Here is a 24,319-nt window from a genome sequence, read left to right as displayed (position 1 = left end):
ACGCCTACAAGCACGCGTTCGCCACCGCGGCCGTCATCTGCCTCGTCGCCGGCGCCGTCCCCTTCCTGATCCGCCAGATCAAGCCGACCACCACCGTGGCCGCCGCCGTCGCCGCCGGCCACACCGTGGCGGACCTGAACGCCAGCCCCGAGCTGGTCGAGACCGGCGCCTGACGAGGCGTCCACCCCCCGCGCTCAGGGACAGGGCGTGGGGGCCGGACCCGGCGCGGTCGGCGAGGGCATCGCGACCGCCCGAGGCCCGGCCGCAATCGGCCCCACCCGGCACCCCCTTGCCGAGTGGGGCCGATTCGCGTCCTCGGCCCCGGCGCTGGGTGGCGCGTGGGGCGTTGGCGCCGGGGCGGGGTCAGGCCACTGCCGGGGGGCGGGAGGGGCGGTCGCAGCGGCGGACTTCGACTCGACCGGAGTGACTGAGGGGCATCCGGGCGGCCCAGGTGAGGGCGTCGTCCTCGGTGGGGGCGTCGATGATCCAGAGGCCACCGACCTCCAGGACGCCCTCCTCGGCGCGCTCCTCGCCCTCGGCGGCGGCCGGCCGGGCCAGCCGGGCGCCGTAGCTGATCCGGATGCCGGCCTCGGCCAGTGCCTGGCCGTAGGCCCGGTTGGCGGTGAAGCGCTCGGCGCGCTCCGCCTCCGTCATCGCGTCCCAGTCGCTCTCCTGCCCGAAGACCAGCAGTGCGAACTCCATGTCCGGCTCCTCTCGGCCCCCGAACGCGCGGGGGTCACTGGATCTGACGGCTCGCCAGGCGGGCGAAGAGTCCGCCCTCGTCGGCGAGCAGTTCCTCGTAGCGGCCCTGCTGGACGACCCGGCCCTGGTCCATCACGATGATCCGGTCGGCCTCGGCGACGGTGGAGAGCCGGTGGGCGATCACCACCCGGGTGGCGTTGAGGCGGCGGGTGCTCTCGGTGACCAGACGCTGGGTCGGGTTGTCCAGCGCGCTGGTGGCCTCGTCGAAGAAGACGATGCGCGGGCGGGAGACCAGGGCCCGGGCGATCATCAGGCGCTGGCGCTGGCCGCCGCTGAGGGTGCTGGTGCCCTCGGAGAGCACGGTGTTCATGCCCATCGGCATGGCCGCGATGTCCTTGTCGATGCCCGCCATCTCGGCGGCCGCCCAGGCGTCGTCCAGGGTGTGGTTGGTGCTGCCGACGATGTTGGCCTTGATGTCGCCGGCCAGCAGCGCGCCGTTCTGGAGCACCACGCCGCACTGGCGGCGGACGGCGGAGACCTCCAGCTCGCCCAGGTCCTGGCCGTCGTAGAGGACGGTGCCGCTCTCCGGGCGTTCGAAGCCGAGCAGCAGCCGCAGCACGGTCGACTTGCCGCTGCCGGACGGGCCGACGACCGCGACGAACTCGCCGGGCTCGATGGTCAGGGTGACGTCCTGGAGCGCCGCGGGGCCGTCCTGGCCGTAGCGGAAGGTGACGTGGCTCAGGCCGAGCCGGCCGGAGAGGTCGCCGGGGTCGGCCTTGGTGTCGTCCACCTCGGGCTTCTCCTCCAGGATCGGCCGCAGCCGCTCCAGCATCGGCACCACGCCGAGGGCGGTGACGGCCGCCGAGGTGAACTGCAGGCTGGAGGCGATCAGCAGGTTGAACGCGGTGAAGAAGGAGAGGAAGACCGGGACCGGTACCTCGCCGTCGAGCGGGCCGGCGATCACCCCGAACAGGACCACCGAACAGACCAGCGGGAAGCCCGCGTTGAAGGTGGTGACGGCGTTCTGGACGCGCCGGGAGGAGGCGGCCAGGCCGCGGCCCTTGCTGAACTCCCCGGCCCACACCCCGAACACCCGGTCCTCGGCCGCGGTGACCCGCAACTTCGGGACGGCGGTGAGCAGTTGGAAGACCCGGGCGGACATCGCCTGCTCGTGCGCGTACAGCCGGCGCTGCCAGCGGATCTCCAGCCGGCCGGCGATCAGGCCGAAGCCGACGCCGACCAGCACCAGGGCGGTGGCCAGGCCCGCCAGCCGCAGGTCGTAGAAGTAGACCAGCAGCAGGTTCGCCAGGCCGGTGAGCAGGCCGAGGGTGGCCGTGGTCATCATGCCGGAGAGGGTCTCCTGCGCCGCGCTGACACCCAGCACGGTCGTCCCCAGCTCACCGGTGGAGTAGCCGGAGAAGAAGGAGGCGGGCAGGGAGAGCAGTCTGGTCCAGACGCCGACCTGCATCGCCGCCGTCGAGCGGCTCTCGATCCGCAGGACGGCGATGTTCTGCACCACGGAGAGTGCGGCCACCGCCATCGCGGAGCCGATCACCACCACCGCGCCCTCGGTGATCAGATTGCGCTGGGCGTGCGCGACGAAGGTGCCGAGCACCTCGCCGGTCATCACCGGGACGAGCAGCCCGACCACCGCGATCAGCGCGGCCATGCCGGCGAACATCCACAGGTCGCGCCGGTTGTTGCGGATGCCGAAGCGGAGCAGGCCGCTGACGGTGCGGACGGTGAGCGGCAGCGGCCGGTACAGCACGGTGGCCTTGTTCTGCAGCTCGGCCGCGAGTTGGGGGGTGAGCGGGGTGACCCGGCCGTTCTCGGCGAGCACGTAGCGGCCGCTGACCGGGAGCAGGGCGACCGCGCCGCCGCCGATCTTCCGGTAGCCGATCATCGGCCCGAGGTCGCCGCGCCACCAGCGTCCGTCCAGCCGGACGGAGCGGGTGCGCACGCCCGAGGCCAGTGCGATCGCCTGGAGCTCGTCCAGGTGGCGGTCGTGGCCGTTGCCGGCGACCGGGGCCTTGACGGTGAAGCCCTGCTGGGCGGCCACCAGCCGGGCGGCCGCGAGGGCCGGCGGGTCGGCGGCGGCGTCGCCGATCCGGACCCGGGAGGAGGTGTCGCGCAGGACGGTCTCGAAGCCGCGCGCGGAGTGCGCGAGGGTGCCGGCGTCGCGTTCCCGGCGGGCGGCGATCTGCTCGGTCTCGGCGGCGCGCCGGCTCTCCACCCGCAGGTCGACGGTGTACAGCAGCCGCCCGCAGTGGGTGACCAGCCGCTGCCACAGTTCGCCCTGGTCGAGCAGTTCGCGCGGGGAACGGGCCCGGACGGTGGCCGGGTCGCGGGCGACCAGCCAGTCCTGCTCGGTGAGGCAGATGTCGGCGCCCGCGGTGAGTTCGCCGAGGGCGCCCGCGGCGGGCTCCCCGCCGGCGCACTCGGGCGGTTCGACGGTGCCCTCCTCGATCTGCACCCACTGCACGCCGTCCACCGAGCGCAGTGCCTGGCCCTTCTTGAGGGTGGTCGGCCCGGTGGTGGCGAGCGGGGTGAACTCGCGCGGCGGCAGGCCGTTGCGCAGGGCGCCGGCCAGGGCGGTGATGCCCCGGGCGAGCCCGCCGAGGAACTGGTCCACGGCCTGTTGCTGCTCGGCCTCCGGCAGCGCCCGGACGGCCGCGCCGGCCGCGGTGCCGCAGTCCCGGCCGCGTGCGGAGAGGCCTTCGAGCCGGCTGGTGGCCAGCAGGGCGACCTCGGCGCCGAGCACGGGGCGGGCGACGATGCCGTGCACCGGCCCGGCGGGCGCGCCGGGCAGCAGGGTGCCGGCCTCGATCCGGCAGAGGAAGTGCCAGCGGCCGGTGGGCTCACCGTCGGTGAGCCGGACGGCGAACAGGTCGACCGCGCCGCCCTGGACCAGCAGCATCCGGCCGGGGTCGTCCAGCACGAGGTAGCGGTCTGCCCGCAGGTCCACCGCGCCGGCCGCCCCGGTGCCGGCCGCCTCGGTGAAGAAGGGCGCGAAGGCCCGTTCGACGACGGCGGTGCTCACAGCTCGTCCTCCTCCTCGCGGCGCGCGGACTCGATGAGCGCGGTGTAGTGCCCGTCCAGCGCCAGCAGATCGTCATGGGTGCCCCGTTCGACGATCTCGCCGTGCTGGAGCACGATGATCTCGTCGGCGTCACGCACGGTGGAGAGCCGGTGGGCGATGATCAGGCAGGCGCAGCCGCGGCGGCGCAGGTTGTCCATGATCACCCGCTCGGTCTCCGGGTCGAGCGCGCTGGTGGCCTCGTCCAGTACCAGCAGGGTCGGCTGGGTGGCCAGTGCCCGGGCCAGCTCCAGGCGTTGGCGCTGCCCGCCGCTGAAGTTGCGGCCGCCCTCCAGGACGGGGCTGTGGATACCGCCGGGCCGGGTCATCACGGTGTCGAACACGGCGGCGTCGTGCAGGGCGGCGGTGACCGCCTCGTCGGGGACGTCGTCGTTCCACAGCGTCAGGTTGTCGCGGACGGTGCCCTCGAAGAGCGAGATGTCCTGGTCGACGTAGGCGAGCGAGGAGGCCAGCACCGTCCGGGAGATCTCCTCGCGCGGCTTGCCGTCCAGCAGGATCCGGCCCTCCCAGGGCGCGTACAGGCCGGTCAGCAGCCGGCCCAGGGTGGACTTGCCGCTGCCCGATCCGCCGACCACGGCGATCCGCCGGCCGGGGACGACGGTGAGGCTGAGGTCCTTGATGACCGGTTCGGAGAGCGGGCTGTAGCCGAAGCGGACGTGCCTGAACTCCAGCGTGCCGTCCAGCTTGGCGCCGGCCGGCGGCTCGGGGGCGGCGAAGCAGGCCGCCACCGGGTAGCGCTCGACGTCGTACAGCCGCTTGATGTCGGCGGTGACGTCCTGGAGCCGGCCGCCGAGGTTGGTCAGCTGGGTGACGGGGCGGCTCAGCGCGGAGAGCAGGGTCTGGAAGGAGACCAGCAGGCCCACGCTCATCGCGCCGTCGACCACCCGCTGGCCGCCGACCAGCAGGATCAGGCCGCTGTTGAGGGCGGCGAGCATCGGCGGCACCACGGTGAGCACCGCGCTGGGGATGCCGAGCTTCTGCTTGGCGGAGACCACCTTGGCCAGGAAGCCCGACCAGCGGCTGAAGGCGTCCGGCTCGGCGCCGGTGGCCTTGACCGTCTCGATCAGCGCGAGGGTGGTGAAGGTGGTCGCGGTCAGGTTGCCGCGGTCGGTGCGCAGGGCGGCGACCGCGTCGGTACGGGCTCGCGAGACCGCTTGCAGCACCACCACGTTGAGCAGTGCCATGCCGACCCCGATCACCCCGAGCAGGATGTCGTAGCGGATCAGGATGGCCGCGTAGAAGAGCACCAGACCGAGGTTGATCACGGTCAGCGCGACGTCCCTGGAGAGGATCTCGGCGACCATGTCGTTGCCGGCGACCCGCTTGGCCACCTCGGCGGGACGCCGTTGCAGGAAGAAGTCGACGGGCAGGCGCAGCAGGTGGCGGAAGAACCGGGCCGAGCTCACCAGCCCCATCCGGATCTCCAGCCGTAGCAGGTAGTGCCGCTGCACGGAGGTCAGGATGAACACGGCGACCGCGGTCATCGTCATGGCGGCCAGCAGCGGGAGGAGGTAGCCGCTCCCGCTGCCGGCCAGGACCCGGTCGATGAAGACGCGGGTGTACGCGGGGACGGCGATGCCGGGGACGACCAGCAGCAGGCTGGCCAGCAGTACCAGCGGCATCGCCCGTCCGGTGGGCAGCCGACGCTCCAGCAGGGCGCGGCCGATGCCGCCCCTGCTGCCGCCGGACTCGAAGTCCGGCCCCTTCTCGAAGGAGAGCACGATCCCGGTGAAGCCGGAGTCGAACTCCTCCCACTCCATCAGCCGCGGCCCGCTGGCCGGGTCGTTGACCGCGACGACGGTGCGGCCGTACCTGGTGCGGATCCCCTCGACCACCATGAAGTGCTGGAAGGCCCAGAAGATGATGACCGGCCCCGGCAGGTCCCGGAGCTGGTCGGCCTCGGTCTGGTAGCCGCGCGCCTTCAGGCCGAAGGTGCGGGCGGCGGAGAGCAGGGTGGAGGCGCGGGCGCCGTCCCGGGAGACCCCGCAGATGCCGCGCAGGTCCTCCAGCGGGACGTGCCGCCCGTGGTAGGCGAGGATCATGGCCAGGCTGGCCGCGCCGCACTCGACCGACTCCATCTGGAGGATCGTCGGCACGCTGTGCCGCCAGCGGCGCGGCCGCCGCAGCCGTGGCCGGCGCGGGCCGCCCCGCGGCTTCCCGGGCCGCTCGGGCCCGGGCTCGCGGGGTGCGGCCAGGGAGCTCTCGGGGAGCGTGGATGTCATCGCAGCGCCCCCTCAGCGGCCGAGAATCAGGTTGAAGGGCGTCTGACGGCCCACGTTGATCGTCGCGGTGACGGACGCCTGGGTGCCCAGCCGCATCGGCGGGCCGCTCTGCGAGGTCCAGGCGAATCCGGACGGGGTGGAGGCGTCGGGGGTCAGCTCCACCGTCACCAGCTTCGGCGGGCTGCCGCTGAGGTACCGCTGGGCGGCGAGCTCCCCGCCGACCAGGCCGGAGACCGCCTCCCTGGTGAGCGTGTACGGGCTGACCGAGCCGATGGTGCCGCGCAGCAGGCCGAACGCCCCGGACGGCGCGGTGGAGACCGAGAGTTCGACCTCGTTGCCCGGCGCCAGCCCGATCGCCCGCTCGGCGGGCACGAACACCATCGCGACCATCCGGTCCTGCGGGGTGTCGGTGCGCTCGACGGAGGCGACCGGAGAGCCGGGCGCGATCACCTGCCCGTCGGTGACGGACAGGCCGACCACCTGCCCGCCGAACGGGCTGGTGATCTCCCGGGTGCGGCCCTCGGCGTCCTCGACCCGCACCACGGTCTGGCCCAGCTTCACCGGGTCGGCCGGCTGAGCCAGCACGGCCCGGACCATTCCGCCGTACGGGCTCTGGATCAGCGCCGTGCCGCTGGAGTGGGTGAGCAGGCCGGGGGAGTCCACGGTGACCGGGATCCGGCCGCCGAAGGTCCACAGCAGCGCCGCCGTCATGGTGATCATCACGACGAAGAGCGCGATCCAGCCGCGCGGCGCGGCCAGCAGCGTCGGCGAGTCGAGCTCGTCGGGCTCGCGCATCCGCTGCAGTGCCTTGAAACGGAACTTCATCTCTTCGCTTCTCTCCGTGGCTTGCCGACGTCCTGGCGCAGCGTCAGCGGCTTGCTGCCGATCACCAGTTCACCGACCGTGCCCTCGGTGAAGTAGTCGATGCCGCTGGCCGCGGCGAAGTCGGCCGCGTCACCGCCGCCGAGCCCGCAGACCGCGAGGTCCATCGCCGAGCCGGCCAGGTAGAGGGTCTGGTAGAGCGCGCCGACGTGCTTGAGGATCAGCGGGTAGGCGACCGTCTCGTACTTCCACATCACCCGGCCGAAGCGGGCGGTGACCAGCAGCACCACCTGCGGGTCGGTCGTCATCAGGCAGGACTCCCGGGCGCCGGAGACCAGCGCCGCCGTCGCCTGGTTGGGCTCGGTCACCAGCTCCAGCTCGTGCCGGTCCGTCGCGTAGTGCCACAGTCCGGGCTCGAGGCCGGCGCAGTTGCTCACCAGCGGGTAGACCTCCAGCTCGTGCACCGCGCCGCCGCTCGGGTACGGCCGGTCCGCCAGCTCCTGGCCGTCGCCGCCGGTGAAGGTCTGGCGGCGGCGCATGGTGCGGTAGAGCAGCTCGCCGAGCTGCTCCAGGGTCAGCGGCGCCTGGTCGTCGTGGTCCCGGACGGAGCGGCGCTCCTCCAGCACGTCGGTGAACGAGCGGTCGGTGCGGGCGAGTTCGGCCAGGTCCGGTACGGGCAGGGTGACCTTCTCGCCGGGGAACGGCGCGGGTGAGGCGGGCTCCGGCGCGAAGCGGTCGCCGAGGCGGTACGTACCGCCGTACCCGGCCACCGTGGTGGGCCGCCGGGTGCGGGAGTGGAACGCCAGGTCCGCGGCCGACCACTGGGCGAAGCGCTGCTCGGTGGCCTCCGGCTCCTGCCCGGGCGAGCCGTACGCCAGCAGGCCGGCCGCGGCGAACAGCCGCAGCGTCTGCCGGACGGCGTCCAGGGTGAGCCCGCCGGGGTGCTGGGCGAGGGCGGCGGGGCTGGTCCAGGTGGCGAGCGCGGCCAGCAGGGCGGCGGCCCGGGGCCCCAGCTCCACGGCCAGCGGGCTGCCGGGGGCGCGGACCAGCAGGACGCCGTCCTCGGCGGCGGCGGTGGCGAAGCGGGAGAGCTTCACCTGCCCGGTCGGGTCCGGGGTCGGGCCCGGTTCGGCGGCGCCCCGGCCGATCGGACGCAGCGCGGCCAGTGGCTCGCGGCCGGCGCCGGTCACCAGGTGCACCGAGTGCTCCAGCATGCCGGCCATGCCCAGCCGGCGGCGGGTCAGCTGCCAGCGCAGCAGACCGGCGTCGCCGTCCCGGGCGGCGACCAGGGCGCCCAGCTCCTCCTCGCTCTGTTCGCCGGCCGAGAGTGCGGCCACCGCCTCGCGGGCGCCGGCGGACAGGTCGGGCAGGTTCAGCGAGCCGACCGGCGCGGTCAGCCGCACCGATCGGGCGGTGGTGCGCACCGGGTCCGCGGCCGCGTCCCGGCGCAGCCGTACCCGGCGCAGCACCCGGACGAGGTCTGCGTGCGGTGCGCCGAGGCCGTCGGCGCCCTCGGCCACGGGGGACACCTGCGCGGCGCCCATCTCTGCGGTGGTCATCTCTGCGCCCCCGTTCTAGAAGAAGACGTTCTTCGGGTTGAGCCGCGCCTCGGTGTGCGCGGTGGCGAGCCATCCCTGCTCCACCGGCACGTCGTAGAGGCGGCCGGGGGCGAGCCGGCGCCAGAAGTGCCGCATGCCGGGGGCGATCACCTTGACCACGGCGAGGTCGAGGTCGGGCCGGCTCTGGTCGAGCACGATGATCTCCACGCCGCGGGCCCGGGCGCGCTCCACGCAGTCCCGCACGTGATCGGCGAGGTCGTCACCGGCGGGCGGGGCGAAGTCGGCGACGGTGGTGGGCTTCAGGGAGCGGTCGGGCAGCAGCCAGGGCTCGTCGGCGACGGTCGCCGTGCGGCACCACTCCAGGGTCTCCAGGTCGTCCGTGCGGTACAGCGTCGCGCCGTTCTCGTCACGGCGGTCCACGAACGGGAGGAACTGGTTGACCTCGGTGAGCGCCCGGATCGCGGCGATCCGCGCGTCCGGGTGGGAGCCGAAGCCGACCATGATGTCCTCGACCTCGTGCTTGCGGCGGGAGATCGCCGCGAAGGTCGGCACGCCCAGGTCGGAGGTGATGTCCAGCACCCACAGCTCGCGGTCGACCGAGGCGTAGAAGTCGCGCATGGTCTGCACGTACGGGTCGTTCAGCGAGTCGAGGTCGAACTCGGGGCGGCCGAGCCGGTTGTACCACCAGAGCGCCACCGCGTCCCGCTCGACGACCTCGCAGAAGCCCTGCAGGATCGCCTCCTCCAGGGTGTTGCCGCTGGCGCAGCCGTTGGAGTCGCCGACGCAGTAGAAGTGGTCGGCCAGATCCGGGTGGCCGTACCAGGCATAGCCGGAGGGGATCAGCCGCTCGGCGTCGTGGGTCAGCGACCAGGCACGCGACCAGTCGAGCTCGGCGTCGACCGGGAACGGGTCCGGCACCAGGTGCAGGCGGTGGGTCGGCTGGGCGTTCCACTCGGCCCGGCCGGCGAACTGCTCCTCGGAGAACAGCAGCACCTGGTCCATGTGGACGGCGCTCTGCGGGTCGAGGTCCCGGTAGGCGGCCCGGACCACGGGCTCCTCGCCGCGCCAGACCGCCGAGTACCGCTCGATCGCCTCGCAGATGGCGCTGACCTTGGCCTGGATCTCCGAGCGGCCCTTGCCGCCGCTCTGGCCGCGCATGTTGCGGCGCAGCAGGTCCATGTTGTCGTTGACCATCGCGAAGTTGTGGCCGGCGGTGAAGCTGTAGGTGATGCCGTTGCCGGTGTCCTCGTGCGCGCCGAGCCGGGTGATCGCACCCAGCTGCGGGCTGATGTGGTGCTTCAGCCGGTCGTAGGTGAACTGCGGGGCCTGCACGCGGTAGCCGCCGTCGGTGGTGTGCCGGGCGGGGCTCGGCGAGAGCACCACCTTGGGGCTGCGCTCGGCGATCAGCGCGCGGTCCCCGCAGCTCGGGCACTGCGGCTGGCGGACCAGTGTGTGCTCGGTGGTCTGCAGGGTGGCGAGGTTGAGGGTGACCATCAGGCCGTCCAGCGCGGAGCAGCAGCCGTCCGCCAGGGTGCGGGCGGCCTCGGCGGCCAGCAGCTGGGCGGTCATCGCCGGGCCGGCCGGGATCGCCGCGCGCATCGGGTGGAGGGGCACGCTCTCGCCGCGCTTGCCGGCGAGGTAGCGCTGGACCTGGCGGTTCCCGCTGATCCGCTGCGCGATACAGCTCCAGCAGCCGGTGACCCCCGGGCGCAGCAGCGGGCCGAGCCAGGGTGCGGTGCCGGTCGGCTTGGCGAGCAGCCACGGCTGTCCGTCGGCCAGCCGCGCGGAGTTCAGCCGCTCCAGTGCCGGGTGCAGGTAGTCGTCGGCCAGCGCGATCAGCATGAAGCCCTCGCCGGAGGCGATCGCCTCGTCCTCGTCCACCGCGCGGGCGCGCAGGCCCATCGCCAGCAGGGCGTCGACCACCGGCTCCGCCGTGGTGCCGCCGGTGGGGAGCACCAGCAGCTCGGTGCGCTCGGCGGCCTCCAGTACGACGGCCGGGTCGATGCCCTGGGCGTCCCAGTACGCCAGCACCTGCTCCGGCAGGTCGGGCCGGCCCTCGGCGAGGTGCCCGGCGGCCTCGTAGCGGCGCAGCGCGGTCAGCGCCTGGCCGAGCGGGACGGTGGCGCCGAGTTCCTGGAGGATCTCGGCGACGGTGCGCCGGCCGTCCAGATACGGCAGGAGACGCACCGCGGCGGCTCCCGGGACGATGTAGTCCTGGCCCTCACCGAGCAGGAAGACCTTTCCGTCCACCACTTCGTTGAGAAAATGGGCCTTGAGCCGCGGACGCTCCATAGGTGATCCCCCGTGTTCACGAGTACTTGCCGTTGCCTGACGGTAGGGATTAGCCCCCTCCCGCAACATTCGAACACGTCGTCAAAAGGCCTGTACATACTGCAAATTCCGCATCGGCGCGGTGTTACGCATCGCCGGAATTGCGTATTGCGCATTCCGGGGCGCCGGTACGTAGCGGGTACGCATGCCCCGCGCGTTGACACCCCCGCGGGGGGCGCGATACTGGTGTGCTTGCGGCCGCCGGACCCCGCGCGCGCGGGGGCGGGCGGCCCGACTGTGCCTGGGCACCAACGGGGGGAATGCGTTGTCGGCAGCGAGTTTGTTGCACCGTGAGCGGGAGCTGGCCGAACTCGGCCGCGCACTGGAGGAGGCCCGCGCCGGGCGCCCGGCGGTGGTGCTGATCCAGGGCCCGCGGGGAATCGGCAAGACCGCGCTGCTGGACGCCGCGCTCAGCCGGATTCCGGGCGGCTCGGTGCTGCTGCGGGCCCGATGTCACGACAATGAGCGTGACTTTCCGTACGGGGTCGTACGCCAGCTGTTCGACCCGTTCATGAACAAGCCGAACCCACCCGAACCGGCGGAATTCCCGGCACAATCGACGGACGGATATCTGGCCGAGGCACTGCCCGGCGACGAGCGGGCGGGCGCCGGCGCGGGCGCCGGGGACGGCCGCCAGCAGGTCCTGAACAACCTGTTCCACGCGGCCCGTTCGCTGACCACCAGGACCCCGGTGGTGATGGCCATCGACGACCTGCACCTGGCCGACGACGCCTCCAGGCAGTGGTTCTCCTACCTCGCCCGCCGGCTGGACGGCCTGCCCGTCGCGCTGCTCGCCACCACCGCCGACGAGGCCGCCGACCCGCTCAGCGCGGAGCTCGGCGCGCTCGGCCACGCGCGGACGGTGACGCCGGACCCGCTCTGCGACAGCTGCGTGGCCGAGCTGGTGGCCGAGGAGTTCGGCGCTCCCCTCGACCCGGAGCTCGCCGCCGTCTGCCACAACCTCTCGCGCGGCAACCCGCTGGTGCTGGAGGAGCTGACGGCCCGGCTGATCTCCGCCCGCACCTCGCCCGGCTCACCCGAACTCGACCTGGTGCTGCGGATCGGCGCCGCCACCCTCGCCGACACCACGCTCAGCTGGCTGCGCCGCAGCCACCCGCAGGCCATGGACGTGCTCACCTGCCTGGCCGTGCTCGGCCCCGGCGCCGACCTGTCCACCGCCGCGCTGCTGGCGGGCCTCGGCGACCTGCTGGCCGACGAGGCCCGCGGGGCGCTGCGCCGGACCAACCTGATCGAGCCCGGCCCGCCGGAGACCTTCCGCCACGAGCTGGTGCGCACGGCCGTGCTGGCCCGCACCGACCCGCGGGTCCTGGTCGGGTTGCACGAGCGGGCCGGCGCTCTGCTGGTCCGGCTCGGCGCCCCGGCCGCCCGGACCGCCGAGCACCTGATGTCCTCCGGCACCACCGGCCTGGACTGGGCCCTGCCGGTGCTGCGTACGGCCGCCCGGGAGGCCGCCGCCGACGGCCACTGGGACGACGCGGCCCGCTACCTCCAGCGCGCGCTGGCCGAGGCGGGCGACCACGAGCTGGTGCAGGCGCTGACGGTGCAGCTCGGGGCCGTCGAACTCCACCGGGACCTGGCCGGATCCGCCCGCTACGCCGCCGCGCTGGCCGAGGCCGGTGACCCGGTCGAGCGCGCCCGGCTGCTGGTGCCGTTCGCCAACCCGGTGCTGGCCCTCACCTCGGCCGGCGCCGCGGTGCCGTTCGCGGAGGCGGCCGCCGCGCTGGCGGCGGGCGAGGACCCGCGGCGCGAGCTGCTGCTGCCGCTCACCGCCCAGGCCGTGCTGGCCGGCCGGCACATCGACGTCCGCCGCGCCGTCGCCGCGCTGGGCACCGCGGAGCCGGGCCAGGCCGGGTACGACTTCCTCGGCGCGCTGGCCGCGATGGCCGCGGCGGGCGGGCACTCCACCCGCCGGGCCGTGCGCCTGGCCGTCCGGTGCGTGCGTGGTGCCTCGCCGGCCGAGGCGGGAATCGGGGTGCTCGGCGCGGCGATGGCCTTCGCCTGGACGGGACGCCTGGACGAGGCCGCGGTCTGGGCGGGACGCGTGGTGCGCTCGGTCCAGCGCTGGAACCATCCGGCGGAGCTGGCCCTCGCGCTGCTGGCCCGCTCCGACATCGCCTACCGCCAGGGCCACCTGGACGCCGCGCTGTCCGACGCGGAGCGGGCCGGCCGGCTGGCCGGGCAGGTCCGCTCCGGTGAACTCGCCGCCGCCGCGCAGGCCCTGCGGATCCGGGCCGAGCTGCGCCGCGGCCTGATCCCGGACGGCGCGGTGCTGACCACGTCCGCGCTGCCGGCCGACACCCACCCGCTGGTCCGCGCGCTGGTGCTGGAGGCCCGCGGCCTGCTGGCGCTGGCCGGCGGCGACCACCAGGAGGCGCTGCGGCTGTTCCTGGAGTGCGGGCACCAGCTGGCCGTACGCGGCATCGCCAACCCGGCCTGCGTGCCCTGGCGCACCCACGCCGCCCAGGCGTACCAGGCGCTCGGCGAGCACGCTGCGGCCCGTACCATCACCGCGGACCCGCTGCCCGGCGTGCCCGCCCGGCCACGCCCCGCGCAGGAGCGCGGCCCGGTGATCGGCACCCGGGACGCCGGGCCGGTCCGGCTCACCCCGAGCGAGCGCCGGGTGACGGAGCTGGTGCTCCAGGGGCTGAGCAACCTGGAGGTGGCCGAGCGGCTCTGCCTGAGCAAGCGCACGGTCGACACGCACCTGGGCCGGATCTACCGCAAGCTGGCGATCAAGGGGCGCCCCGAGCTGGCCGCCGCCGTCAAGGCGCTCTGACGGCGGCGGCCCGGCCCGCCGCCGCGATGGCGGCCGGCCAGGCCGCCGCCGGTGCTGCCGGGTGCCGCCGGTGGTGCAGGGCGCGTCGGGTCAGGGCGCGCCGACGGCGGTCAGCCCGAACTCGGCGCCCCACGGGTCGCGCAGTACGGTCGGCTCTCCCCGACCCGACCGGACCACCTCCGCCCCGAGCTCCACCGCGCGGCGCACCGCGTCCGCCGGGTCCACCGCGCCGAAGTACGGCAGCCACAGCGGCCGTCCCTGGTCGCTCTCCACCACCCGGGCCAGGCCCGCCCCGTCGAGCTCCAGCTCCTCGCCCCCCGGCGAGAGGCGGTAGTCGAACAGGTCTCCGTAGAAGCGGGCCGCCCGCCGCGCGTCCGGCACCCGCAGTTCGTGCCCGGACACCGCGCCCGGCTCGTCCGCCAGCACCACGCCCTCGGCCCGGTTCCCCTCCCAGAAGCCCACCGTCACGTCCGACGGGTCCACGGCCAGGAACAGCCGGCCGTCGTCGCCCGCGGGCACCGGGCTCATCACCACCCGTCCGCCCAACTGCCGTACCAGCGCGCAGGTGTGGTCCACGTCCTTGGTGGCCAGGTACACGCTCCAGGAGGCCCTGGGCGGCACGCCCGGCGGCGCGGCGCCGAACCCGCCGATGATCCGGCCCTCCAGGGTGGCCAGTTGGTATCCCGGCGACTCGACGGTGAACTCCCAGCCCAGCAGCGAGCCGTAGAAGGCCTGGCTGCCGGTCAGGTCAGGACTGATGCAGTCAACCCAGCACGGCGCGCCTGCGGAATATCGGGTACGTAGAGGCATGGGTCGCCCTTCTCCTGGTTCAATCCGTGGTCGATCAGACCGGCCGCCTCCTCCGCCCCGGTCACTCCCGGCAGCTCCAGCCGGTAGGTCGGCGCCTGCGCCAGCAGTGCCGCGGATCCGGGCGGCCAGGTCTGCGCCGTGAACTGCCACGGCGTCAATTGCACATTCTCATAGGTACTTCGGCACAATCGAACCAGCGTCGGCGGGGCCAGCCGGGCCTGTACGGGGGCGACCGGGCCGAGACACTCCGGCCGTACCAGGAGCACCTCCCCGCCGATCGGCGAGGTCGTGGTGCGCCACTGCCGGTCGGGCAGTCCGGCGCCGCGCAGCCAGGCCGCCGATCGGCCGCGTACCTCCAGTGGCACCAGGTAGGGAAGCACCTGGCCGGTGGCCCGGTCGAGCACCAGGAGCCGTCCGGAGACGAACTCCCACGAGCGTTGTGCCAGCGCGGCGCCCACATTGGCCTGTTCGGAGTACGGGCCGCCGATCAGGGCGACCGTGGTGCCCCCCTTGGCGAGCACCACGGCCGGGGTCAGGCAGAACCGGTCCCCGAGCGCCGCGAACGGTGGCAGGGCCGGTGGTACATTCCCCCACCCCCGGAACGTGCGGCGCAGCAGCGGGGTCCCGTCGCCGCGCCGGACGAGGAACTCGTCGGGCGCGGCGGATCTCGAACAGGCGAATTCCACCCGGAGTTGATCGGGTGCGGCCGGACCCTTGACGGTGTGCGGACCGAAATGGAAGGCGATCTCGTCCCGGTCGCCCGAGACGACACACACGTCAATTCCGAAGAAGTTCAGCACAATCGGCTCGATGACCGTCACGGCAGCTCCTGGCGGATTGCGGCACAATCGATTCGGACGGGCGGCGCCGGGTGGCCGCCGCCGGGGCCCCGCTAACGCGGGCCGGGATACAGACTCCAGTCGCCGAGTTGGGCGGCGGCGCGCAGTGCGCGCCGGCACAGATCGGCGCCGGCGGCGTCGGCCGCGCAGGGGCTGGGGCCGGCGTAGAAGAGCACGACATCGGCCCGGCCGGGGCCGGCCGTCACGGTGAGGTGCTCCAGTCCGCTGCGCTCGTCGGCCACCGCCCAGAGCAGTGACCTCAGCAGCGGCCCGTCCAGGACCTGGTCCGGTGTCGGTCCGACCAGGGTCGTGGTAGCCATGTGCATGATCGTCAAGCCCCTTGCTCCGGTGCGGCTTCGGCGCTCGGTGTCAGTCCCAGCGAATGTCGTCGCTCAGGCTCGCCGGGTGGAAGCCGAGCCGGGCCGGGCGCAGCGCGTGGGCGGCCCCGTTGACCACGGTGCTGACGTCCGCGGCGATCACGGCACCCGGGTTGGCTGACGCAGAGTCACCCGTGGCGGCCTGTGCGGACCCGGCCAGCAGGCCCAGTGAGGCGGCGAGCGCGAGCAGGCCGGAGCCGGCGAACTTGGTACAGGAAAGCACGATTTCCCCCAGAAATCTCAACTCTTCGGAAGCGGGCACCGGGCCGAATCCTGAGCTCATTCCGTCAGCAATCCTCGATGACGCTCAGTCATTAGCGGCCGGTCCGGCCGGGAATGGCCGAAGCCTCCCGACAAGGACGAGTCTGCTGTAGTCGGCGAGCCATCGGAAGGTGTTCGGGGCGGCATGAAGATCGGCCTGGCACTTTGGTGCCACGCGAATGTCCGGGGGCGATCTCGGGCGGCCGGTGAGGCCCTCGCGCTCAGTTGTCCTGGCACCCCCGCCGTGGCATGATCGATGGGCAACACGCCCGGCCGCAGGCCGGAAACGCGGCCGTGTACACGGGGGTGATACGCCGATCATGCAGGGAATCGACAGTGCCGCGCAGGCGGTCTACCGCCTGATGCTGACGGATCATCAGCTCGGCGTCGAGGACATCTCCTGCCGGCTCGGCCTCTCGGACCGTGAGGTCCGCGCCGCGCTCGACCAGCTCGCCGAGCTGCGCCTGATCCGCCCCTCGGACGAAGTCCCCGGCGAGGCGCCCGGCGGCCTGCGGCCGGTGGATCCCCGGGTCGGCCTGCCCGCCCTGCTCCAGCACAACGAGTCGCTGCTCCAGCGCAGTCAGCTCGAGTTCGAGGAGAGCCAGGCCGAGATCACCCGGATGCTGGCCGAGTACCGGGACGAGTCGGCGAACGAGGAGAACAACCGGATCGAGCGGCTGATCGGGATGGCCACGGTACAGGCGAGGCTGGAGGAGCTGACCCGTTCGACCACCACCGAGTGCCTGGCCTTCAGCCCCGGCGGCACCCAGTCCGCGACCTCGCTGGAGGCCAGCCGTCCGCTCAACATGGATGCGCTGACCAGGGGCGTGCAGATGCGCTCCGTCTACCTGGACAGCGTCCGCAAGGACAAGGCGACCACCCGGCACGCCGAGTGGCTGACCGATCTGGGCGGCATGGTGCGGACGATCCCCGCGCTGCCGCTGCGGATGATCATCTTCGACCGGCAGATGGCCCTGGTCCCGATCGACCCGGCCAACACCCGCAAGGGCGCCGTCCAGATCACCTCGGTCGGCGTGATCACCGCGCTGGTCTCGCTGTTCGAGCAGGTCTGGACGAGCGCGACCCCGCTGGGCGCCCCCAAGGAGCGCGACGAGCAGGGGCTGACCCGCCAGGAGCAGGAGCTGCTGCGGCTGCTCGGCCGGGGCTTCACGGACGAGGCGGCGGGCAAGCACCTCGGCCTCTCGCTGCGTACCGTCCGCCGGATGATGGCGGACCTGATGGACCGGCTCGGCGCGCGCAGCCGCTTCGAGGCCGGGCTGTACGCGGGCCGGCGCGGCTGGCTCTGACGCCGCCCGGGGGCCCGCGTCCGCCGCGGGCCGGGAATTCACGGCCCGCGCCGTGCCTGAGCCCGGCGGTAAACGTGCCGAATTCGCGCTGCCGGGCTCGGCCGATATCGGCTCCCCACCCGCACCGGCGGGGGTCCGCCGGCATTCCCGGGTTCGGCTCCCCACCCCGCGCCGGCGGGGTGTACCGGTATTCCTGGCCGTCCGCCCGGCGCCGGCCGGGAGCCGGTCCGCACCCGGGGTGAGCAGGCGCTGCTCGATCCTGCTGCGCATGCGTACGCCGGGCCCAGCAGCTATGCGTAAGACGGTAATTCAGTATGTCCGGGCCACTCGGGCGCGTGTTTCAATGACCGTGCTGTCACAGACGCCGGGGAAGGCGGTCGGCCATTTCGCGGGGAGCGGATCTTCCCCCCGTGCGGGCCGGAATTACCTCGTCCTGGCAACCAGAGGAAAGAGGGATCCGTGGCCGAGTACTTCCTGTCCGCCTATCTCACCCCGCCCGGCGACGGCGCGGTGTTCTCCGTGCGCCACGACCAGAACGTCGCCCTCTGGCGGCGTGAGGGCCCGGACGTCTCGCTGGTGCGGGTCTGGGAGCTGGAGCGGGTCAGCGGGCAGAAGCACCACTTCTGGCCGCTCTACACCGTGGAGCGCGCCGCCGTGTTCCTGGACGCGCTGCTGGCCGAGGAGGGCCTGACCCTCGGTGACATCAGCGCCAGCTGGGGCACGCCGGGCCTGCCCGGGGCGCAGCCCGTCCCCAAGCCGGCCGGCGCCGAGGACTTCCCGGTGCACAGCCTCGCGCACCTGTTCAGCGGCGTCCTGCGGGACACCCGGCTGTTCCGCGAGGAGCAGATCATCGGCATGGCGATCGACGCGCTGCCCGACTACGCGCAGGAGGACCGCCCCAACCGCTACTGGTACGCGGGCAGTGTCTCCAAGGCGGGGCGGCTCACCTTCGAGCCGGTCGAGTCCCCCGGCCCGCTCTACACCGCCGCGGAGACCGTCTTCGGCCTGGAGCCGGGCTCGCTGATGGCGCTCGCCTCGGCCTCGCAGACCAGCATCAGTTTCGACACCGAGGCCGCGATCCGGGACGTCAGCTTCTTCGGCGGCTCGGCCACCCAGCCGTGGAAGGCGGCGCACGAGCTGGTCCGCGAGGTCGTCGCGGAGGCCGAACGACAGCTGGAGGGCGTGGCCCTGGACCCGGCGCTCAGCCGGGAGGACCACCTGCGCAGCGCGGTGATGAAGGTCGTCCAGCGCTGCTGCGAGGGCATCGCCATCCGCAACGTCGAGCGGCTCCTGGAGGTCGGCGGCATCCGGGCCGAGGACACCTACCTCTCCACCAGCGGCGGCTACGCGCTCAACTGCCCCACCAACACCCTGTTGATGGACCGCTTCGGCTTCAAGGGCCTGATCACCCCGCCCTGCGCCAACGACTCCGGCCAGGGCATCGGCCTGGGCCTGCTCGGCCTGTACGGCGCCGGCGCCCTGGAGAGCGCCGATCTGCGGATCGACTCCGCGTACTACGGGCGGGACGTCACCGACGTGGAGGAGGCGCTCGCCGAGTTCGCGCCGTGGATCGCCTCGGTCACCGACTTCAGCGCCGAGCAGTTCGTCGCCGACGTCTCGGACAGCGTGGTCGCCTGGGTCGACGGCCGGGCCGAGCTGGGCCCGCGCGCGCTGGGGCACCGGAGTCTGCTCGGCGACCCGCGCTCGGCCAAGGTCAAGGACCTGCTGAACGAGTACAAGCAGCGCCAGTGGTGGCGGCCGGTCGCACCGATGGTGATGGCCGAGTACGCGGGCGGGTGGTTCGCCTCCGACCGCGAGTCGCCGTACATGCTCGAGGCCGTCCAGGTCCGGCCCGAGGTCCGCGACCTGGTGCCCGCGATCGTCCACCTGGACGGCTCCGCCCGCCACCAGAGTGTCGCCGCGGCGGCCAACCCGCTGCTGCACCGGGCGCTGGACGCCTTCCGCGCCGCGACCGGCGTGCCGATCCTCTGCAACACCTCGCTCAACGACAAGGGCGAGGCCGTCGTCGACAAGGCCGCGGAGGCGCTGAACTTCGCCGTCCGCAAGGGCCTCGGCGTCCTCTACCTGTGCGGCCGGCGGGTCGAGCTGAGGGCCGAGCCGGTGCCCGCCACGGCGGCACCGGAGGGCCCCCGGCCGCGCTCGCTGGAGTACTTCGCGGGCCAGGAGGCCGACCGCGACCGGCTGTGGCAGGGCTGGCTGGACCGCGGCTTCACCGTCGAGGGCATGTACCACCTCTCCCGCAGCCACGAGCTGCGGGCGGAGCAGGAGCTCTCGACGCCCGAGCGGGTCAACATGCTGGCCGCGTACCGGGCCAAGGTCGACCCGTCCTTCAGCGGCCTGGCCGAGAACTTCCGCCGCACCCACGGCCCCGGCGGGTCCTTCGTCGACCCCTCGACGCTGACCGGTGCCTTCGGGGTCATCAACCCGCTGCGGCGCGGCCGCTGACCTCCCCCGCTGACCTCCCCCGCGGAGCGGCAGGACCCCGCCCGGCCCCGACGGCAGCAGCCGCCGGGGCCGGGCCGTTGTGCGTGGCCCCGCCGCGCCGACGCGCGACTGCCCGCCGGCGCCAAGGGCCGGCGGGCAGTCGCGTGTGCTCTTCGAGAGGTGTTTCGGGGGTGCGGTGGATCAGCGCAGGTGGGCGGCGATCAGCGGGGCCACCGCGTCCGGGCGCTCCAGCAGCGGCAGATGGCCGCACCGGGCGAGCGTGAGCAGCCCGCAGTCGGGCACCGCGGCGCGCAGCAGCTCGCCGTTGCGGACGAACGCGGGCATGTCCTCGTCGCCGACCAGGACCAGCGTCCTGGCGGTGATCAGGGCCAGGTCCTGCCCGGTGTGGCGGTGGGCGGTCAGCGCGTCCATCGCCCGGTTGCCCAGCTCGGCCCAGCTGTGCCGGGCGACCACCGCCCGTAGCTCGGCGCGCAGTTCGGGATGCCGCTCGGTGCCCTTGAAGATGTCGGGCGGGGACTGCATCCAGAGGTCGGCCAGCTGCTCCCCGGGCCCGGTGAGGCGGTGGAGCATGGCCAGCTGCTGGTAGCGCCGCCGCGCGGAGTCCTCGTTCGGCGTACCGGCGAGGGTGGGGGCGGCGAGCACCAGGCGGTCGACCAGCTCGGGCTCCTGGATGGCGAGTTGGAGGGCCGACATGGAGCCGAAGGAGAGCGCGACCACCCGCCGGGCGCCGGTCTCCCGGGCGACCTCGGCCAGCTGCCCGGCCAGGGCGGTCAGCGTCAACCCCGGGGGGATCGGGGGAGAACCGCCGTGGCCGGGCAGGTCGACTCCGATGTGGGTCCAGCCGGGCAGCCGGTCCCACAGCGGTTGCCAGGTGGTGGAGTCCATGGTGTAGCCGTGGAACCAGAGCACGGCCGGGCCCTCGCCCGTGCGGTGCAGGCGCAGGTCCGTCATCGTTGGGCCTCCTCGGCGCCGTCGCTCGGGCGGGTCTCGGCGGTGCCCGTCGTCACGGGCGCGGACGTGGACGCGGAGGCGGAGGCGGTGAAGGCGGCGCAGAACGCGCGGAAGGCGAGCACCGGCGCGTCGCGCGGGTCGTAGCGGACGACCGCGTTCGGGTCCAGGTTCTCCCAGACCACCTTGTCCTCGCCGAGCGCCTTCTCACTGCCCCCGACCAGGGCCGGCAGCGCGGCCCGCTGGTCGGCGCGCACCCCGATCGCGACCCGGGCGGTGCAGCCGCCGTCGGCGGTCGGCACCGAGCCGGTGACGATGACGTGCATCTCCTCCGGCGGTCCGAACTCGGTGACCACCAGGGCCGGGCTGAACGCGCGGGCCAGGAACCGCGGCCGGTAGGACCAGCGCACGGTGCGGGTCCGGATCGCCTCCCAGCGGATCTCCTCCAGCCGGCGGGCGTCCTGCCAGGGCGAGGCCTGCATCAGGAACTCGCCCTCGATGACGAGTTCACCGCTCTCGCCCGGCCGCGCGGCCATCCCCCGGGTGCCGGGCACGCCGTGGACGGCCTTGAAGTGGTCGGGGTCGAAGGCGTTCTCGACGACGTACTCGCCGGCCACCGCCACCGGCAGGGTGACGGCCTTGACCAGCGGGTACACGCTCTCCCAGGCCTTCACGGCCTGCTCGAAACCGCGGTCGCCGTCGGGGTCGCCGGAGAGCCGGACGAAGATCGCCTCGCCCCAGCTGAGCACCCGGTGCTCGCCCACCGACCACGGCTTCGAGCTGTCGCCCAGTGCGATCCGCTTGCCGTGGAACGGGCAGACCACGCAGTCGCCCTCGCGCCGGCCGCCGTAGCCGAGATGGGCGCCGCGGTGCGGGCAGTTGGCGTCGAAGACGCGCACCTGCTCGCCCTCGCGGACGGCGATCAGCCGGCGCTCGGCGATGGCGAGCGGGGTGATCTCCTCGGTGAGTTCGGAGCGGAAGGCCAGCAGGTACCAGCCGTGGTGCACGGTGGACGGCTGCGCGGCGGTGGGGTGGTTCACGGTCATCGGTTCGCCAATACTCTGAGCAGTTCTCCGGCGGCGCGCTCGCCGCTCTCCAGGGCCCCGTGGACCCAGGGCAGGCGGCTGCCGGACATCGTCGCCTCGCCGGCGAAGAAGAGGGTGTCGGCCACCGGCGCGGCCCAACGGGCCGCCGCGTCGGCGCAGCCCGTCCTGGGCGCGGTGAACGCGCCGCCGGTGTATGGGTCCTGGCCCCAGTCGGCGGCGCTGAGTCCGGTCACCGCGGCGCCGGCCGTCCAGGGCAGCACGGTCGCCAGCAGCACGGCGAGCGCCGGACGGTCGGCCACGGCGGCGCGCAGGGCAGCGGCCGCGCCGGCCTTGGCGACGAACAGCACCTCGGGGCGGCCGGAGGCGCAGCGGACGAAGCCGCCCGCGCCGTCGACGTCGAAGCTGATGACGGTATCCGGCGCGGCACGGTCCAGCGTCACCACCAGGCAGTAGCCGTCGCCGAGCGGCAGCTCCGCGGCGGCGGCGAGTTTGGCGGCGAGTGCCTCGGCGGGCAGGCCGGTGATCGCCAGCCGCCCGGAGGCGAGGACCGGCGGCGGCACGGTGAGCACGGCGGCGCGGGCCGCGGTGCCGCCCCGCCCGGTGCGGGCCTCGACCAGGCCGGGGCCGCAGTGGAGTCCGCGTACCGGGTCGCCGAGCCGTACGTCCAGGCCCTCGGCCAGCAGCAGCGGCAGCCGGTCGAAGCCGCCCCGGACGGCGAACTCGCCCTCGCCCGCGGTGTCAGCGCGGTGGGCGGCGGCGATGCCCGGGGCGCTGAGCTCGTCGGGCTCGGCCGCCCAGTTCTGCCGGAACCACTCCTCGGCCGCCCGGCGCTCGGCGCCGGTGCTGCGCCTGAGGGCGAGCCAGCCGGCGGCGGACAGGCCGTCGGGGCCGGGGCCGGCCTGGAGCTGGGCCTCCAGCAGCCACGGCGCGCGCCGGTGGTGGGCGAGTACGCCCATGTCCTGGTCGGCGCCGTCGAGGACGATCCGGGCGGTGACCCGGCGCGGCACGGCGGTCATCCGGGCGGCGCCGATCAGGGCGTGCACCGGGTTGCGGTCGCCGTGCACCACCTGGGCGCCGAGCTCCAGCGGGGGGCCGCCGTCGGCGGGGTGGAAGGTGTGGATCCGGCCGCCGATCCGTTCCCGGGCCTCGTGGACGACCACGCTCAGCCCGTCCTGGCGCAGTCGTCGCGCGCAGGCGAGCCCGGCGGCTCCGGCTCCGATCACGACGACGTCGGCGATCGCCGGGCCGTCGGGGCGCGCGGTGTTCCCGGTCGTCATCGGCGCTCCCCGGAGGCCGGGCACCCGGCGGGCAGGGGCGCCGCGATCAGCTCGTCGGACGCCGCGCCGGGCTCGCCGGGCGTCGCAGTGAGCACGCCGGGTGCGGCCGTCAGGTGGAGCGGGAGGGCCCGGAGCCGGCGCGGCACCAGGCACAGGTCCCAGTCCGGAGCGTCCTGCGGTCCGCGCAGCTCGGGGAAGCGTCGCACCAGCCGGGCCAGCAGCAGGGCGCCCGCCTGGCGGACCAGCTGGGCGGCCAGGCAGAAGTGCGGGCCGCCGCCGAAGGACAGGTGCGGATTGGGGGTGCGGTCGATGCGCAGCTCGTCCGGCCGGTCGAAGACGGCGGGGTCGCGGTTGGCCGCGGTGACCACGGCGAGGACCCGGGCGCCGGCCGGGAGGAAGCCGCCGGCCAGTTCGACGGGTGCGGTGGTGACCCGCGCGGTGAACGGGATCGGTGCCTCCAGCCGCAGCAGCTCGTCCACGGCCGTCCGCGCCAGCTCGTCGTCGCCGTCGGCGAGGCGGCGGACGGCGGCGCGGTCGGGGAGCAGCGCGTGCAGCGCGTTGCCGACCAGCTCGGCGAGCGGCTGCCAGCCGCCCACGACGGCCAGGTTGAGGATCCCGAGCATCTCGGGCCGGCTCAGCCGGTCGTCGGCGGCGAGCGCGGCCAGCGGCGAGTCGCTGCCGCGCAAGGTGAGCAGGGTGGTGTGGGCGTCGAGGTAGCGGGTCAGCGCGCCGGCGGCGGTGCGGCCGAGTGCCGCCCGGGCGGGGGGCGCCATCGGGTCGAGGTTGACGGAGGCGGCCCGGGCCAGGGTCTCGAACCGGGTGAACTCACTGCTGGGCAGGTCGAAGAGGCGGCCGAAGACGGCGGTGGACAGCGGGCGTCCGAGGTCGGCGACGGCGTCGGGCCGGGCGTCGGCGGGCAGTTGCCCGAGCCGTTCCAGCAGCTCGTCGGTGTCACGGGCGATGGCGTCGGCGACGGAGCGGACGGCCGCCGGCCCCAGGAGCAGTGCTCCGGGGGCCCGCAGCCGGTGGTGGTCCGGCGGGTCGGTGGTGAGCATGGACGGCGGCAGCGCGTCCTCGCGGGCGCGCTCGCGCTGGCCCTGCGCCGCCGAGAACCGGGGGTCGCGCAGGACCGTCGCGCAGTCGCCGTGCCCGGTGATCAGCCAGAGCCGGGAGCCGGCGTCGAAGTGCACCGGGTCGTTGGCCCGCAGCCACCGGTACGCCGGGTGGGGGTTGGCCCGCCCGGCCGGGGCGAACGGGTGGATCAGGTGCTCCGGCAGGCGCACCGGCGCCGTGGTCATGGTTCAGCTCCTGGGTCGTCGGCGGGGTGCTGCTCGGTACGCCTGCTCGGTACACCTGTGTGCGGTACGCCCTGATCGGCATGCCCTGCTGGGGATGTCCGCTCGGCACGCCCTGCCCGGCACGCCCTGCCCGGTACGTCGGCCGGATGCGGCGGCTCGG

General features: G+C 74.1%; 17 protein-coding genes. 3 read left to right on the top strand and 14 right to left on the bottom strand.

The genetic code is table 11. The features are described from left to right. Nucleotides 1-363: 363 nt before the first annotated feature. From ACIBH3_RS17705 to ACIBH3_RS17680, 6 genes are read right to left on the bottom strand one after another with little or no spacing between them, the layout of a single operon-like run. Complete coding sequence (locus tag ACIBH3_RS17705) at nucleotides 364-702, bottom strand: YciI family protein (protein ID WP_396312888.1); 339 nt, start codon at nucleotides 700-702, stop codon at nucleotides 364-366. Nucleotides 703-736: 34 nt separating this feature from the next. After that, nucleotides 737-3,742, bottom strand: a complete 3,006-nt coding sequence (locus ACIBH3_RS17700; RefSeq protein WP_396312887.1) for an NHLP bacteriocin export ABC transporter permease/ATPase subunit — start codon at nucleotides 3,740-3,742, stop codon at nucleotides 737-739. Continuing rightward, entirely contained in the window at nucleotides 3,739-6,021 is a 2,283-nt protein-coding gene (locus ACIBH3_RS17695) for an NHLP family bacteriocin export ABC transporter peptidase/permease/ATPase subunit (RefSeq protein WP_396312886.1), read from the bottom strand. Before ACIBH3_RS17695 ends, ACIBH3_RS17700 begins: the two co-directional genes overlap by 4 nt. Nucleotides 6,022-6,033: 12 nt before the next feature. After that, the gene (locus ACIBH3_RS17690; RefSeq protein WP_396312885.1) at nucleotides 6,034-6,846 is read right to left on the bottom strand and encodes an HlyD family efflux transporter periplasmic adaptor subunit; all 813 of its coding nucleotides are present in this window, start codon (nucleotides 6,844-6,846) and stop codon (nucleotides 6,034-6,036) included. Further along, the gene (locus ACIBH3_RS17685; RefSeq protein WP_396312884.1) at nucleotides 6,843-8,402 is read right to left on the bottom strand and encodes a SagB family peptide dehydrogenase; all 1,560 of its coding nucleotides are present in this window, start codon (nucleotides 8,400-8,402) and stop codon (nucleotides 6,843-6,845) included. The genes ACIBH3_RS17690 and ACIBH3_RS17685 overlap by 4 nt, the downstream gene beginning before the upstream one ends. Before the next feature lie 15 nt (nucleotides 8,403-8,417). Beyond that, nucleotides 8,418-10,694, bottom strand: a complete 2,277-nt coding sequence (locus tag ACIBH3_RS17680) for a TOMM precursor leader peptide-binding protein (protein WP_396312883.1) — start codon at nucleotides 10,692-10,694, stop codon at nucleotides 8,418-8,420. Between the two features lie 304 nt (nucleotides 10,695-10,998). Here ACIBH3_RS17680 and ACIBH3_RS17675 point away from each other — a divergent pair, with 304 nt between their 5' ends. Continuing rightward, nucleotides 10,999-13,530, top strand: coding sequence for an ATP-binding protein (locus tag ACIBH3_RS17675; RefSeq protein WP_396312882.1), 2,532 nt, complete (start codon nucleotides 10,999-11,001; stop codon nucleotides 13,528-13,530). A 90-nt stretch (nucleotides 13,531-13,620) separates the two neighbouring features. Here the strand turns inward: ACIBH3_RS17675 and ACIBH3_RS17670 are convergent, their stop codons facing one another. From ACIBH3_RS17670 to ACIBH3_RS17655, 4 genes are all read right to left on the bottom strand, one after another. Continuing rightward, nucleotides 13,621-14,340, bottom strand: coding sequence for a VOC family protein (locus tag ACIBH3_RS17670; protein WP_396312881.1), 720 nt, complete (start codon nucleotides 14,338-14,340; stop codon nucleotides 13,621-13,623). Continuing rightward, nucleotides 14,274-15,161, bottom strand: coding sequence for a hypothetical protein (locus ACIBH3_RS17665; protein ID WP_396312880.1), 888 nt, complete (start codon nucleotides 15,159-15,161; stop codon nucleotides 14,274-14,276). Before ACIBH3_RS17665 ends, ACIBH3_RS17670 begins: the two co-directional genes overlap by 67 nt. 71 nt (nucleotides 15,162-15,232) lie before the next feature. Then, a complete protein-coding gene (locus ACIBH3_RS17660; protein WP_396312879.1) occupies nucleotides 15,233-15,499 on the bottom strand; it encodes a hypothetical protein in 267 nt (88 codons plus the stop codon). 49 nt (nucleotides 15,500-15,548) lie between these two features. Next, nucleotides 15,549-15,779: a hypothetical protein gene (locus tag ACIBH3_RS17655; protein ID WP_396312878.1), complete on the bottom strand. Its 231-nt coding sequence runs from the start codon at nucleotides 15,777-15,779 to the stop codon at nucleotides 15,549-15,551. A 358-nt stretch (nucleotides 15,780-16,137) separates the two neighbouring features. Between ACIBH3_RS17655 and ACIBH3_RS17650 the strand changes: the two genes are divergently transcribed. Together ACIBH3_RS17650 and ACIBH3_RS17645 are read left to right on the top strand one after the other, a co-directional pair. Continuing rightward, nucleotides 16,138-17,124, top strand: a complete 987-nt coding sequence (locus tag ACIBH3_RS17650; protein WP_396312877.1) for a LuxR C-terminal-related transcriptional regulator — start codon at nucleotides 16,138-16,140, stop codon at nucleotides 17,122-17,124. A 459-nt stretch (nucleotides 17,125-17,583) separates the two neighbouring features. After that, nucleotides 17,584-19,590 (top strand): carbamoyltransferase C-terminal domain-containing protein, encoded by a 2,007-nt coding sequence (locus ACIBH3_RS17645; protein ID WP_396312876.1) that lies wholly within the window; start codon nucleotides 17,584-17,586, stop codon nucleotides 19,588-19,590. Nucleotides 19,591-19,770: 180 nt separating this feature from the next. On the opposite strand, the gene ACIBH3_RS17640 is transcribed toward ACIBH3_RS17645, so the two are convergent. Genes ACIBH3_RS17640 through ACIBH3_RS17625 form a run of 4 tightly spaced genes read right to left on the bottom strand, consistent with a single transcriptional unit; the run spans nucleotide 19,771 to nucleotide 24,159 of the window. Then, complete coding sequence (locus ACIBH3_RS17640) at nucleotides 19,771-20,541, bottom strand: alpha/beta fold hydrolase (protein ID WP_396312875.1); 771 nt, start codon at nucleotides 20,539-20,541, stop codon at nucleotides 19,771-19,773. Further along, nucleotides 20,538-21,584 carry a Rieske 2Fe-2S domain-containing protein gene (locus ACIBH3_RS17635; protein WP_396312874.1) on the bottom strand — a complete coding sequence of 349 codons (1,047 nt, stop codon included), beginning with the start codon at nucleotides 21,582-21,584 and terminating at the stop codon, nucleotides 20,538-20,540. Before ACIBH3_RS17635 ends, ACIBH3_RS17640 begins: the two co-directional genes overlap by 4 nt. Then, nucleotides 21,581-22,861, bottom strand: coding sequence for a flavin monoamine oxidase family protein (locus ACIBH3_RS17630; RefSeq protein WP_396312873.1), 1,281 nt, complete (start codon nucleotides 22,859-22,861; stop codon nucleotides 21,581-21,583). The genes ACIBH3_RS17635 and ACIBH3_RS17630 overlap by 4 nt, the downstream gene beginning before the upstream one ends. Beyond that, complete coding sequence (locus tag ACIBH3_RS17625) at nucleotides 22,858-24,159, bottom strand: cytochrome P450 (protein ID WP_396312872.1); 1,302 nt, start codon at nucleotides 24,157-24,159, stop codon at nucleotides 22,858-22,860. Before ACIBH3_RS17625 ends, ACIBH3_RS17630 begins: the two co-directional genes overlap by 4 nt. Nucleotides 24,160-24,319 lie beyond the last annotated feature (160 nt).

The sequence above is a fragment of the Kitasatospora sp. NPDC050543 genome, from assembly GCF_044457565.1.
GTDB lineage: Bacteria > Actinomycetota > Actinomycetes > Streptomycetales > Streptomycetaceae > Kitasatospora.
The sequence above is the reverse complement of the archived record's forward strand: the minus strand, read 5'-3'. Positions and strand labels throughout refer to the sequence as shown.